Annotated in this window: 12 protein-coding genes; 9 read left to right on the plus strand and 3 right to left on the minus strand. The window is 66.4% G+C overall.

The genetic code is table 11. The features are described from left to right. Window positions 1-65 precede the first annotated feature (65 nt). The 7 genes from ASE01_RS08325 to ASE01_RS08355 all read left to right on the plus strand — a co-directional run bounded on the left by ASE01_RS08325 (window position 66) and on the right by ASE01_RS08355 (window position 10,330). Window positions 66-2,708: a Z1 domain-containing protein gene (locus ASE01_RS08325; RefSeq protein WP_157537184.1), complete on the plus strand. Its 2,643-nt coding sequence runs from the start codon at window positions 66-68 to the stop codon at window positions 2,706-2,708. Beyond that, window positions 2,705-3,697, plus strand: a complete 993-nt coding sequence (locus ASE01_RS08330) for a PD-(D/E)XK motif protein (protein ID WP_056749705.1) — start codon at window positions 2,705-2,707, stop codon at window positions 3,695-3,697. Before ASE01_RS08325 ends, ASE01_RS08330 begins: the two co-directional genes overlap by 4 nt. Before the next feature lies 1 nt (window position 3,698). Further along, complete coding sequence (locus ASE01_RS08335) at window positions 3,699-5,498, plus strand: hypothetical protein (RefSeq protein ID WP_157537186.1); 1,800 nt, start codon at window positions 3,699-3,701, stop codon at window positions 5,496-5,498. Further along, a complete protein-coding gene (locus tag ASE01_RS08340) occupies window positions 5,498-6,382 on the plus strand; it encodes a hypothetical protein (protein WP_056749707.1) in 885 nt (294 codons plus the stop codon). The genes ASE01_RS08335 and ASE01_RS08340 overlap by 1 nt, the downstream gene beginning before the upstream one ends. A 50-nt stretch (window positions 6,383-6,432) precedes the next feature. Beyond that, window positions 6,433-7,185, plus strand: coding sequence for a hypothetical protein (locus ASE01_RS08345; RefSeq protein ID WP_157537188.1), 753 nt, complete (start codon window positions 6,433-6,435; stop codon window positions 7,183-7,185). 49 nt (window positions 7,186-7,234) lie between these two features. Then, a complete protein-coding gene (locus tag ASE01_RS08350; RefSeq protein ID WP_056749709.1) occupies window positions 7,235-8,887 on the plus strand; it encodes a nuclease-related domain-containing DEAD/DEAH box helicase in 1,653 nt (550 codons plus the stop codon). 198 nt (window positions 8,888-9,085) lie between these two features. Continuing rightward, window positions 9,086-10,330, plus strand: a complete 1,245-nt coding sequence (locus tag ASE01_RS08355; protein WP_157537190.1) for an HNH endonuclease signature motif containing protein — start codon at window positions 9,086-9,088, stop codon at window positions 10,328-10,330. Window positions 10,331-10,346: 16 nt separating this feature from the next. Here the strand turns inward: ASE01_RS08355 and ASE01_RS25245 are convergent, their stop codons facing one another. Continuing rightward, entirely contained in the window at window positions 10,347-10,538 is a 192-nt protein-coding gene (locus ASE01_RS25245; RefSeq protein ID WP_162260282.1) for a hypothetical protein, read from the minus strand. A gap of 66 nt (window positions 10,539-10,604) precedes the next feature. Here ASE01_RS25245 and ASE01_RS08365 point away from each other — a divergent pair, with 66 nt between their 5' ends. Next, window positions 10,605-11,198: a TetR/AcrR family transcriptional regulator gene (locus ASE01_RS08365; RefSeq protein WP_056749712.1), complete on the plus strand. Its 594-nt coding sequence runs from the start codon at window positions 10,605-10,607 to the stop codon at window positions 11,196-11,198. A 27-nt stretch (window positions 11,199-11,225) separates the two neighbouring features. Here the strand turns inward: ASE01_RS08365 and ASE01_RS25250 are convergent, their stop codons facing one another. Both ASE01_RS25250 and ASE01_RS08375 read right to left on the minus strand, forming a co-directional pair. Further along, window positions 11,226-12,059, minus strand: coding sequence for a DUF2237 family protein (locus ASE01_RS25250; RefSeq protein ID WP_235535915.1), 834 nt, complete (start codon window positions 12,057-12,059; stop codon window positions 11,226-11,228). Beyond that, entirely contained in the window at window positions 12,056-12,637 is a 582-nt protein-coding gene (locus ASE01_RS08375) for a TetR/AcrR family transcriptional regulator (RefSeq protein ID WP_056749713.1), read from the minus strand. The genes ASE01_RS25250 and ASE01_RS08375 overlap by 4 nt, the downstream gene beginning before the upstream one ends. A 76-nt stretch (window positions 12,638-12,713) precedes the next feature. Here ASE01_RS08375 and ASE01_RS08380 point away from each other — a divergent pair, with 76 nt between their 5' ends. Next, entirely contained in the window at window positions 12,714-13,316 is a 603-nt protein-coding gene (locus tag ASE01_RS08380) for a dihydrofolate reductase family protein (RefSeq protein WP_056749714.1), read from the plus strand. Window positions 13,317-13,353 lie beyond the last annotated feature (37 nt).

Consider the following 13,353-nt stretch of genomic DNA (forward strand, 5'->3'; position numbering starts at 1 on the left):
GATTTCATCGATGACCCGTCACGCAGGTGGTTCACTTCGGGCGAGAGGTCGATCTGGGGAGTGAAATGAACACTGACGCCGTTGCAATGGCCAAGCGGAACATCGAGCGGAATGTCGCGGGTGGCGGCTCAATCGATGGAGCTGTTCGGGACCTGAAGTCGCTGGGGGCGCCCGCTGAGATCGTCGACGAAGCTCGCCGGCAGTACTTGGTGGCTGTCAACCAGATCATCGAACTCAAAGATCCGGGCGCGCTGGTCGACAGGGAGGTGGTTGAGGGCAAGTGGTACGCCGGGCCCTCGCCGGAGCACGTCCTTTGGCCCGCGTTGGAGGCAAAGTTGGCGAAGGGCCTTCCCGACGAGGCGCTCAGGGAGATCGACCGGTCGTCCACCAGGGTCGTCGGTCTGCTGAGGCCGCCGGGTGCGTCACCGATCCGCACGCGTGGCCTGGTCCTCGGGCACGTCCAGAGCGGCAAGACGACCAGCTTCATGTCCGTGGCCGCGAAAGCTGCTGACGTCGGCTATCGCATGGTCATCGTGCTTTCAGGCATCACTGACAATTTGAGAAGCCAGACACAGGCGAGGCTGGAGGACCAGTTGGTGGGCGCTCAGGCTGCCAACTGGTATCTGTTGACCAGTCGTGACGCGGACTTCGCGGAGACTGGGAACGCGACGGCGTTGATGCAGTCCTCGAACCATCGACTGTTGGCGGTTGTCAAGAAGAATCCGCACCGGCTGCGACGCCTTCGAGACTGGATTCGGTCGGCCGGCGAGGCCGCCCAACTGAGCTGCCCCATCCTGATCATTGATGACGAGGCGGACCAGGCAAGCATCGACGTTGGCAAGAAGCGCATGTCGGTGATCAACAAACTGATCCGCGAGATCCTCGAGAACCCGAAGGCGGCTTATGTCGCCTACACGGCAACACCGTTCGCAAATCTGTTGATCGACCCTTCCGCTGCCGAAGGCCTCTATCCGCGGGACTTCATTGTCAGTCTCAATGCCGGCAAGGGGTACTACGGCGCTGAGCGGCTGTTCGGGCGTGATCTGCTCGAACACATCGAGGACGACGCCTTGGGCGAGCCGGATGACGTGATCCGCGAGGTGCCCGAGGGCGACGTTCCGTCGGTCCAGCCTCCCAAGGGCAAGGGTGCTGTGGAGACATGGGATCCCAGCATCGCTCCGAGCTTGAAGACTGCTCTCGACTGGTTCTTCCTCGCGACCGCGGCCAGGCGTGCGCGCGGAGACATGGACGCCCATTCGTCCATGTTGATCCACACCTCGATGCTCTCTGAGGCGCACCGCCGCCTGCACGCAGTGGTCAATCAGTACCGCGACGATCTCCAGGATCTGGTGTCGTCACTGGATGCGGCGACGATGCGGGACCTCGAGGCGTTGTGGGTCACCGAATCCGCCCGAGTGGAATGCGGGGCGGACGAAGCTCCGCTCATGTGGCAGGACGTGCTGGCGCAACTCGGTGACGTCTTGGCCAATGCTCGTGTGCTGGTGGACAACTACCGGTCCGATGCACGTCTGCTGTACGCAGACGACGAGCCCTCCACGGTCATCGCCATCGGCGGCAACACGCTCAGCCGCGGTCTCACCCTCGAAGGTCTGGTGAGTTCCTACTTCGTTCGAGCCGCTTCGGCCTACGACACGCTGCTCCAGATGGGTCGGTGGTTCGGTTACCGAGGTGGATATTCAGATCTGGTCAGGATCTGGATGACTTCGGAATTGGCCGACTGGTTCCAGAACTTGGCGACCGTCGAGGCGGAGATTCGTCATGAGATCAGGCGGTACGAACTGGAAGGGCTCAAGCCGACCCAGTTGGCGGTCAAGATCCGCACGGATCCGGCGATGACCATCACGAACGCCGCCAAGATGAAGCACGCTGTCCATGCCCAGCTCGACTACTCAGGCAAACGCGAGCAGACGATTCTGTTCCGTCACGAGGACGCGGGCTGGTTGAGGAAGAACTGGGAGGCGGCGGAGAGACTGCTGGAGGAGGCCGTCGAGCATCCGGGCGTTGTTCCCGGCCGCGTCGATGGCACGGGCCGCCCCGTGGTTCGCGGGGTTCCCGGGTCACTTGTCCGGGACTTCGTCAACGACTATCAGTTCCACGAAGACAGCCAGAGGCTGCAACGGAGCTTGCTCGACAAGTACATGGACAAGGAGCAGGCCGAAGGAGCTCTGGACAGCTGGAGCGTCGTCATCATGTCCAATCAGAAGGACGCGCATGGTCAGTGTCCGGTCGGTCCTTTCGAGTCGGTCAATCTGATCAGCCGCACACGGTCCAAGCCGCTGGAGGCCGGCAAGGCGAACATCAAGGCGCTCGCGGGTTCCACGGACCGAGCTGCCGACCTGCCAGCGTTGCTTGAAGGCTTGAGTGCGACTGCAACGGACCGTGAGATCGCTCGTGCAAGGAAGGTCGCCTCAGCGCCTCCGCTGCTTGCCCTGTACCCGATAGCGCCCAACTCGTCGACGAATCGCGAGGACCGGGTCGAGCTTCGAGCCGCTCATCCGATCATGGGTGTTGCGATCTTCTTCCCGGGTGCAGTCGCTGCCGGGAGCTCGGTTGACTACGTGGCTGCGGACCTGTCAAACGTGCTGGTTGAGGAGTACGAGCAGGAACTTGCGGCGCTCGACGAGCTGGACAAGCTTGATGAGCAAGTGGCAGTTGCCCAGGACCTGGAGATGGGGGCCAAACCATGACGCCCGACGCCAGCCTGCTCTTCGCAGGCATCTCGAGCCCGTCGACGAACTGGCTGGTGAAACCAGCCGGACTCACGGTTTTGGGCGCGGAGGTTGGCGTCGCGCGCGACCCTCAGGGCCGACCCGCTCTCCTCGTCCCCGCTCCAGGCTATCCCGCGGAGCTGAAGTTGCTAACGCGCGGCCTGACAGCCCGGGTCGGAGCTTTGGCGCAGGGTTCCAGCTATGCGGATTGGTTGATGGTGACATGCCAGGACAGCAGCCTCAGGGACACTTTCTTCGGCCTCTGCAATGCAGTGATGGATCGCCTTGGATCACTCCCGGCTGACCTCGATCCAGTTGTCGAGGCCATGGATGTCGTGAAGCGTTGGAAGGCGCTCATGGAGACTGTGAGTGGGGATCTGCTTGGAGTGGAACAGTGCGCCGGACTGCTGGTTGAGCTCCACGCAATGGAGGAGTTGGCGGCCCGCTACGGTGGCGCCCAAGCTCTCCTCGCCTGGTCCGCGGGGGACCGGTCGAGAGTCGACTTTCGACTTCCCCGCTCCGGCGTCGAGGTCAAGGCGACACTTCAACGGGAACAGTTCAAGGTGACTGTGCACGGGCTTCTGCAGATGGACGAGACCCAGGTCGGGTCCCTGCGCCTATTTGCCCAGCAGCTGGAGCATGTTCCCAGCGGTGGTGAGTCGATCCCCGACGTCGTGGATCGACTCGTGTCTGTCGGAGTTGACGCCGCTGAGTTGAGAAGTGGGCTTGCAGGCGTCGGGTTTCTCCCGAAGGACGAGGAGCTCTATCGCGCTGTGCGCTTCAAGGTGCTTGATGAGCGGAGCCTTCTTGTCGGCCCTTCGACGCCCCGAATCGTTCCCTCAACCCTTGCGAACCCTGACTTGACCGGGCATGTCTCTGGGGTTGCCTATCAGCTCAACCTCTCATCGCTGACGGCCGACCACGGCTGCTTCGAGGACCCGAGGGACGCGTTCGAGGGGTTGGTGTGACATGACGCCTCTGGCCCATTTCGCCGAACCCTACGCGCCACAGGGGAACATCGATGCCCGCGCTGCCGACCGTGCCATCGGAAGGCCGCAACTGGACCCCTGGGACGTGTTCCTACGAGAGACAGTTCAAAACAGCTGGGATGCTCGAAGCGGTGGAGACGCTCAGGTTCGTTACTGCGTCGATGCCTTTTGGCCCGATCGGGAGAAGGTTCGAATTCTCAGGGAGACGGTGTTCGCAGACGTTCCTGAGACGTCAGAACTCCTGGAGTTCATCAACGGGCACGAGGACACACAGCCCTTGCTGGTGGTGACCGACTCCGGAACGAAAGGTCTGGGCGGTCCAACCAGAGCAGACCGCGTCACGGACGAAGCGACGGACTTCATTGACTTCGTGAGGAACGTCGGACGAGCCGCGGACAAGCAGCTCGGCGGCGGTACCTACGGGTTCGGCAAGGGAACGCTGTGGGGGATGAGCTCATGCGCCACCGTGCTGATCTACACCAAGTCGACATACCGGGGCCGGCCCGTGTCACGGTTCATTGCGATGGCCCATACGGACCCTTACAGCGATGGAAAGTTGAAGTACACCGGACGTCACTGGTGGGGCCGGTCGGATCCTGACACGCTCATCGAGCCCATTGACGGAACCGACGCCGATCAACTCGCTGAATCGCTGGGAATGACGAGGCTCAGGGGTGAGGCGACCGGCACCTCTCTGATGGTCTTGGGACCCGTCGCGACAGACACCGCTGAGACTGTCGAGGCAGTGATCCGCCGTCTTGCCTCTTCCGCCTTGTGGTGGGCTTGGCCGCACATGGTCGACGGAACGATCGACTTCGAGTTCACGGCTGACGGAGCTCAAGTTCCCGTCGGGCGGCCGGACGACCACACCGCCGTGCGACACCTTGCCGAGGCCTACCGCCGGGCGACCCTTGCGACGGAGCGCGCAGAGGACTGGCCGTGGACGCAGGATGTCCTGCGCATGCAGAGGCCGCCGTTGCGCTTGGGAACTCTCGCGTGGCGGCGAGTTCAGCGAGATGACCTGGTCTCTGGCGATGACGCGCCGGTCCAGTTGTCCGCGCACGTGGCGCTCATGCGCCGACCTCGATTGGTGGTCCGTTATCTACCCGTGCGAGAAGACCCGAACGGTCAGGGCACGGTCGGCGTATTCATAGCGGAGGACGACCTCAACGACCGTTTCGCCAAGGCTGAACCTGTCGCTCACGATGACTGGTCTGCCTCGAACATGGGATTGCCGAAGGGCACTCGTAACCCCGTCAAGAAGGCTCTGGAACTCATCAAGGAGAGCTTCGTTGCCGCCGCAGTGAGCATCGGAGGGGGTGACGGGTCGAGCGTGCAGCAACCTGGGTTGGTCAGACTCGCCACGGCCATGGGGGACCTGGTGCTCGGTACCGGCGATGCTGGCTACATCCGCCCGAAGAACTCGAGCGGAGGGGGAACGCGCTCGCTCTCCGTTCGAGTTGTCGGCACCCCAAGGTTGGAGTTGGTGGACGGTCGGCCGGTGGCACGATTCGAGGTGGAGACGAACGTCCCCTCATCAGCTGGCCTTCCGGTGCGAGTCGCAGTGGAGCCCCACGTGCTCACTGAAACGGGGCCAGACAGGGACTCAGCGCTGGAGCAGCCAGAGATTTTGAAGCTCGAGCTCGGCGAAGGTTTCAACGAAGCGCGCCGCGGCATCTTGGTCGACCTTCCGGGAAGACGGAGCTTCTCCGTGCTCGTCAGTGTCCCGATGGATACGGCTGTCGCGCTGGCGGTCTCAGCGCAGGAGGAGGCTGACTGATGGTCACCAAGTACGCGGCCAGCCATCTGCAGGTGAGCGCAGATGCAGTCAAGCTTGATCGATTCTCCGTCGTAGTGGCCGATCGCGACCACCTCAACCCAGACTTCGTCCCCGACTGGGACTACTTCACTGACCTCCGTGTCAGCGTCGATGTGGACGTCGACCTGGGCCGCTGCATCAACGACTCTGGGCTCCGCTACGACTCGATCTTGGGCGTCAGCGTCACATGGCACGCAACTGGATCCGGTCTTCGTGGAGCTTCCGACGTCCTCGACGTGGTCGGCGGCCAGAACTCAATCCAACTCGACTTGCCGGGCGCGATGCTCGGGGGCCAGTTGGTCTTGGATGTGTTCCTCACCGCAAAGTTTCCTCAGGGATTCGCGAATCCTCTGGCGGCGCGCAGGCCGGGCAGCATCCTGTGGACAGACCGGCGAACCGTTCGCCTGGAGGGTGACGGAAGTCGCTTCCCGATGTCGCCCATCAGCTTCAAGGAGTCGGGAATCGCTGGTGGTTTGACCGCGGCGTGGGCTCTCATCTTCGACTCGACAGAGCTCTACGACTCCGGGCTCGGGAGCACGCGTCTATACCTGAACACTGACCACCCCAAGGTTGAGGCTCTGCTGAATGCCCCCGATGTCGAGTCGGAAACAATTGCTCGGGTCCTGCACGCAGATGTCAATCGCGCGATGGTTCTGCAGGCGCTCGGATCCGAGGACCTGGAACTGGAGGAGGACTACCCCGGCGAATCGCTGGGCGAACTGCTGGTCTTGGCGATGAACAGAAACTTCCCGGACGTTTCCGTCGAGCAGGTCCGTGCGATGCTCGCCACTCGGCCGGGTGAGTTCGAGGCCGTGATTCAGGCGAGGGGCGGGTTCCTGTTGTGACCTATGTGAGCTATCCGCGGCTCGCAGGGTCGCACTCCTCGGAGCTGGTGGTGAAGCTGGCACTCGCGAGTCCGGCTGACATCTTGGAGTTGGCAAGCGAGTTCGACGGTCGTCGAACGTTCTATGCCACCGCTGCCGTTCGGATTGACGATGGGCGCCTTCGGGAAGTTCGTGAGGCCGTTGTCGAACACGCCCGGACTTGCGGCTTCCCGGAGACCAGTGCGCGCCCCACATTCGACGCGGGCCTGCCGCTGCTGCTGCGTGAACAGCTTGAGATCGCGCCCGCGGAGGCAGGAGTCGCTGAGGTCTGGAACTACCTTTCACTGATTTTGCTGCCCGACGTCGCATTGTGGCGATGGCCGAATCCCCACGCCGATCCTGGTTACGAACGCCTGATCGGGAGGCCGCGGAACGTCTTTCGTCGTCACTGGTGGCGCGCCCATCTCCTGGGCCCAGCGTTGACAGCCCGCTTGGGTGAGGACGAGATCGTTCAAATTGTCGAGCGGACCGCCACCTTGGGAGGGAACCCTCGTGTGGCCCGAGCTGTCGCCCATTCTTTCGTGAGTTCGGTTGACGAAGCCCGCATCGAGATCGACGGAGCTCTTCTGGCCGTCCGAAGGATGGAGGTGATGCGAGCGCTGGCCAAGCGCGTCCTGCGTGTGGCCCGGGTCGTTGCCCTCGCAACATTGGACGACGATGACCTGTCGCGGCTCATGTCGGACCTGATGTCCGACACTCTCGCACGCGAAGCGGAGCTGCTCGCCGGGCGTGTCGCCTTCCTGGAGGACGACCACGACGGTTGATCGCCCCATCTGCCTCTCCTTCGCAGCAGGTCCCTGCGACGATCTTGTCGTGGTCACCTGCCTCCCCGAGTCACCCACCTTCACCACCGCCTCCGAGCACGAGGTGTGGACGCTCCTTCGCGACCAGCTCGGCCCCGACGACGTACTCATCGCCAACCAGCACCTGACCAGCGAGGAGCGGGACTACGAGGCTGACCTCGTCGTCCTGATGCCCGGGTTCGGGGTGCTCGTGCTGGAGGTGAAGGGCAGCTCGGTCTGGTACGACGACGGCTGGATCCAGACGCGTGGGGGAGAGGCGCACTGGATCGACCCGGTGGCCCAGGCGCGGGCGGTGAAGTACGCGCTGCGGACCTATGTGGAGCAGCAGGCGGCGTGGGGCAGTCGCAAGCGGGTGCGGTGGGCGCACGGGGTGGTGACGCCGTACTCGAGCTTCGACGCCGACTTCTCCGTGCCGGAGCTGCCTCGCCACGCGCTGCACGACCGCGACGACCTCGAGCACCTGGTCACGAGGCTGCGCCAGAACGCATCCAAGGGCGACAGCCAGCGGCCGCCGGATGCAGACGACGTCGAGGCCGTTGCGGCCGCCCTGACGGCACGGTTCAACACCTCCCATCACGACGTCAATGCCGAGGCGGCCGAGCGGGCGGCGGAGGCGGACCGGCTCACCGACCAGCAGTCACTGATCCTGTCGGTGACGCGTCTGGTCAACCGGGTCGAGGTGCGCGGGGGAGCGGGATCGGGCAAGACCGTGCTCGCGTTGCAGCAGGCCAAGGAGCTGCAGCGAGGCGGCCAGGACCGCAAGCCTCAGCGGGTGGCGTTGCTCTGCTACTCGATCGGGCTGGCGTCGTACCTCAAGCGCCAGGTCGCCACCTGGCCCCGCAAGCATCAGCCATCGTTCGTCGGCACCTTCCACGAGTTCGGCAAGCAGTGGGGTGCGCCCGACGGCGATCGCGCGGACAGCGACTTCTGGGAGGAGAGCCTGCCGACGCTGATGGGCGAGCTGGCCGACGGTCTCACCGACGGCAAGCGGTACGACGCCGTCGTGGTCGACGAGGCGCAGGACTTCGCGGTCTCGTGGTGGACCCCTGTCCTCAAGGCCCTGCGGGACGAGGAGGAGGGCGGCCTCTACGTCTTCTCCGACGAGAACCAGCGGATCTTCGGCCGGTTCGGTGTCCCGCCGGTGTCCCTGGTGCCGCTCGTGCTCGACCACTGCCTGCGCAACACCAAGCAGATCCACAGCGCGTTCGCGCCGCTGGCTCCCTCGCGGATGTACTCCCGGGGAGGCTCCGGCCCGAGCGTCCGGTTCATCGCCTGTGATGCCGGCGAGGCCGAGGAGGTGGCCGACGACGAGGTCGCCCGCCTGCTCGACGACGAGGGGTGGGAGCCGGGTCGCGTCGGTCTGATCACCACCGGGCACCGACACTCCACCCACAAGCTGCAGACCGAGCAGGCCGGCCAGGATGCGTACTGGGAGACGTTCTGGGACGCCGACGAGGTCTTCTACGGCCACGTCCTCGGCTGCAAGGGGCTCGAGCGGGCGGCCGTCGTGCTCTGCCTCAACGAGGAGTCGGTGACCGACCGCGCGCGGGAGCGCTTGTACGTCGGCATGTCGCGCGCGACCGACGAGCTGGTCGTGGTGGGCGACCCTGAATGGGTGCGGGAGGTCGGTGGGACCGAGGTGGCGAAGACTCTGGGACTGTGAGCCCGGGCTGTGAAATCGGCCTTGACCCCGAACTCGAACGTGTGTTTGAATAACGGCACGTCGGCGCAATACTCCTCGGTGGCTGAGGTTCCGACGTGACCAGCAATGTGTGCAGCTGGCCGCCTTCCTCACAGGCACCTGCCCCGAGACGTGAGGACCCGTTGAAGCCTGGGTCCGTGTCTCGAGGAGGTGAGTGCAGTGACAGAAGCAGTGATCGGTGTCGGTGTGCACCCCGTCCTCGCTGGCGTGAGCCGGATCGACGCGGTCCTCGACGGCATCGCCGACGTGCAGCCGGTCTTCATGGCGACAGCCGACAAGCGGGACGCGTTGGAGGAGATGGCGCGCGCTGAGGCGCGTCTGGGTGAGTTGCGACTGCGGGTGCTGGCCGCGTCCGACGAGGTCGGCGAGGAGTCCGGTGCACGGGATGCTGCTGCCTGGGTATCGGTGGTCACTCGCACCGATCATCGTGCAGCCCTCGCCGACCACCACCTCGCGAAGGCACTCGAGTCACGCCCGGTGCTCGCCGCGGGCATGCGCGAGGGGCGCGTGTCCCTCGCCCAGGCCAGGGCAGTGGTCCTGGGTCTCGACCAGCTGCCCGCGGATCTCGCGCCGCAGGTGGTCGTGGACGCGGAGGCAACGCTGGTCGGTCACTGTGCGACGTTCCGGCCCGCCGAGCTGCGTCGCCTGGCCCAGCGCATCCTCGACGTCGTGGCACCCGACATCGCCGAGGCTGAGGAGGGCAAGCGCCTCGAGGCGGAGGAGCGCCGTGCGAGGGAGAAGGCCTCCCTGCGGTTCAAGGACCTCGGCGACGGGACGTCCCGGATGGCGGGGCGGTTGCCCACCTCGGTCTGCCAGCGCCTGGAGACCTACCTGCAGGCCTACACCTCACCCCGCCAGCGTGGTGGCGCGGTCGAGGGTCGGCGGGTGCCGCAGCATCGTGCGTACGCCGAGGGGTTCGCCTCGCTCCTCGAGTTGCTCGACCCCGACCAACTGCCCGAGCACGGTGGCGACAGCACCACGGTCTTCATCACGATGACCCTCGAGCAACTGCTGGGCGACCTGGCCACGGCAGGGATGATCGCGACTGAGGAGGACGTGATCTCCGCCGAGCAGGCCCGCCGGCTCGCCTGTCAGGCGTCGATCATTCCCGCCGTCCTGGGGGCGGCTGGCGAGGTCCTCGACCTGGGACGCACCCGCCGCCTCTTCAGCCGGGCGCAGCGCAAGGCGATCCGGCTCCGCGACAAGCGATGTCGGGCCGAGGGCTGCACGGTCCCCGTCGCATGGACCGAGGCACACCATCTCCGCCCGTGGTCAGAAGGCGGCGCGACCGACATCGACAACGCCATCTGCCTCTGCTGCCACCATCACCATCGGATCCACGACCGCGCCTACCGGTACGAGCGGCTGGCCACTGGCGATGTCCGATTTCACCGTCGCACGTAGGACGCCAGTGGGGGAATCACGCGCTCCGGCGACTCTGCTCGTTCGGGGATCGGTCGGGCGTGGCGGGCAGGCTCCGCCCGCTCGCCGGAGTCTTGCGCTTCCTCGGGAGCGTGATCGCGCCCGACGAGATGGCAGACCCGAGCCCCAGGAGCAGGAGGAGGATGACTGCTGTTGTGATGAACCAGATCATGGACAGGGTGGCGGACATGGGCCGTTCCTTTCGGTTGGTACTTATGAAACGCTTCGCGTAGCGTATCTATTCCAAGGAGGCGGCGTGCCGGACGAGGCAGTGCAGGGGGCGAGCAGGATCGGTCGACCGCGCCGCGGCGACGTCGACCAGGCGCTGTCGCTGGCCGTGCTGGAGCTCCTCCACTCTGGCGGACCTGCTGCGGTGACGATGCAAGCCGTGGCGCAGGCGTCAGGGCTGGCGAAGACGACCGTGTATCGCCGCCATCCGGACCGTTCTGCGCTGCTGCGGGCAGTCCTGGACGAGTCCATCGGCACACCCGTGCCTCCGCCGGCGGGCACCGTCAGGGAGAAGGTGCGGTGGTGCCTGCGCGAGGCGTGGCGTCAGATGGCCGACGTCCTCGGTCCCGGGGGGCTGGCCGCCGTGATCGGGGACGCCAGTCCCGAGTTCACCGCGGTGTTCCGGTCGGTGCTCGAGCCGTACGACCGAGCCCTGGTTGATCTGATCCGGGCCGATGTCGGAGCCGGGCTCCTGCGGCCCGAGGTGGACGCGGATGCGGTCGTGAGCATGTTCCTGGGCGCCTACCTGGGCGAACTGGTGCGCCGCGGGTCCGTCGACGAGCAGTGGCTCGACAGGTGCCTGGACCTGATGTGGGCCGCCGTCGCGCCCGTTCAGGACTGACCGGCCCAGCAAGCTCCGCCGATCGGTTCAGTCGCTGATCAGCGCGCTCGGGTCGTCCGGTACGTCGACGGCGTGCTCCCGCAGCACCTCCAGCGGGATCAGGCGCAGGGACAGCTCGTTGGTCGAGGCCAGCACGACGGGCGCGGCGACGCCGTCGCGGTGGGCCTGGAGCCAGCGGGCGGCGACCACGCACCAGCGGTCGCCCGGGTGCAGGCCGGGGAACTGCCATTCGGGGTGCGGCGTCGACAGGTCGTTGCCGACGGCCTTCTGGTGCGCCAGGAACTCCTCGGTCATCACGGCGCACACGGCGTGCACGCCGACGTCCTGCGGTCCGCAGGAGCAGTTCCCGTCGCGGAAGAATCCGGTCATCGGGTCGGTGCCGCACGGCTCGAGCACGCCGCCCAGGACATTGCGCTCATCGCTCGGGGAGGGGGACTCGCTCACATCGGCCAGCCTAGATGAGTGAGTCCACGGGCGGTCGCGGATCAGCTCGACAGCAGGCACGTCCGCCGGTGCCCACGCCAGTGGGTCCAGCTCGTCGGGGGAGAGCCACCGCAGCTCCTCGTGCTCGGAGGCCGACGGGCTCCCGTCCAGCAGCACGCACCAGTACGTCGTCAGGGTGACCACCAGTGCGTCGTACGCATGGGTCGTCGTGGTCACCTCGGCGCCCACGCGGATTCGGCAGCCGAGCTCCTCGATGATCTCGCGCTCCAGCGCCGCCTCGGGCGTCTCGCCGGGCTCGATCTTGCCGCCCGGGAACTCCCACATCCCGCCGGTCGCACCGCCCGGGCCGCGGCGTGCACAGAGCACCAGGCCGTCGCGGACGATGACGGCGCCGACGACGGCGACCTCCCGGCTCACTCGCCCGGCACGATCCGCGCGACGACCGCGCCGACGAGCTCGTCCAGTGCGGCGCCGTCGGGGGCGTGCAGGCCGGGCAGGGTGAGGTGTTCGAACAGCAGGCCGGTCATCGCGAGGTACAGGATCCGGGCGGTGTCGGGCCCGCCGGGGAAGCCGCCGTCGACGTGGTCGGCGGTGATGGCGTCGAGGTTCGCGCGGAAGCGAGCGGTGAACACCTCGCGCAGCGCCGGGCGGCGCGACGCCTCCATGCGCAGCTCGAAGAGCGCCAGGTGAGCGGCGCGGTCGGCGTCGGCGCGGGCCACGAGGTCGCGCATCAGGGTCGTCTCCAGCTCGCGCGTCCGCGGGGCCTGCAGCCGCTCCTCGACATGCTCCGGATCAGGTGTGAGCCGGGTGAACACGTGGTCGCAGAGGTCCTGCAGCAGCTCGTCGCGGGAACGGAAGTAGTTCGACGCGGTGCCGGTCGGTGCGCCCGCCCGCTCGTCGACGCCACGGAAGGTCAGCCCGCGTGCGCCGACGTCGGCGAGCAGCTCGGTGGCGGCGTCGAGCAGCTCGGTGCGCCGGGCGGCGTTGCGGACCATGTGCTCATCCTGTCGGAACTCCGCGCCCTCAACAAGAACACTTGACGTACTTCACCTGTAGTGGTTGTCTCGGGTCATGCCTGAGCTGACCTACTTCATCGGCGTGACCCTCGACGGCTTCATCGCCGGCCCGGCCGACGAGGTCGACTTCTTCGACTTCTCGGGGGAGTTCTCCACCTTCCTCGCACATGAGTACGCCGACACACTGCCCGGCCACGTCCGGGCGGCCTTCGGTGTCGCCGAAGCGCCGCTGAGCCGGTTCGACACGGTGGTCATGGGCCGCCGCACCTATGAGCCGGCCCTGGGCGCCGGGATCGCCGACCCCTACCCGCACCTGCGCACCGTGGTCTGCAGCACCTCGCTGGAGGCTGGCTCCAGCCCGGTGGAGGTGGTGGCCGACGACCCGCTGGACGTCGTACGACGCCTCAAGGCGAGCCCCGGTCGGGGCGTCCTCCTGGCTGGCGGCGGACGGCTGGCGGGCCGGGTGGCGGGGGAGATCGACCGATGGGTCGTCAAGAAGTACCCCGTCCTCGCCGGCCGGGGCCGGCCCGTGATGGATCGGCCCTTCGCCCCGCAGCCACTCCGTCTCGAACAGGTGCGCAGCTTCGACAACGGGTGCGTGGTGCTCGACTACGTCCGCGACGTGGCCCCGGGATCAGGGCGGAACGCCACACTCTGAGGGCGCTGTCGACGGCGGGATGCCACGGTGGGGGCTC

The sequence above is a fragment of the Nocardioides sp. Root190 genome (genome assembly GCF_001428565.1).
In the GTDB taxonomy this organism is placed as follows: Bacteria; Actinomycetota; Actinomycetes; order Propionibacteriales; family Nocardioidaceae; genus Nocardioides.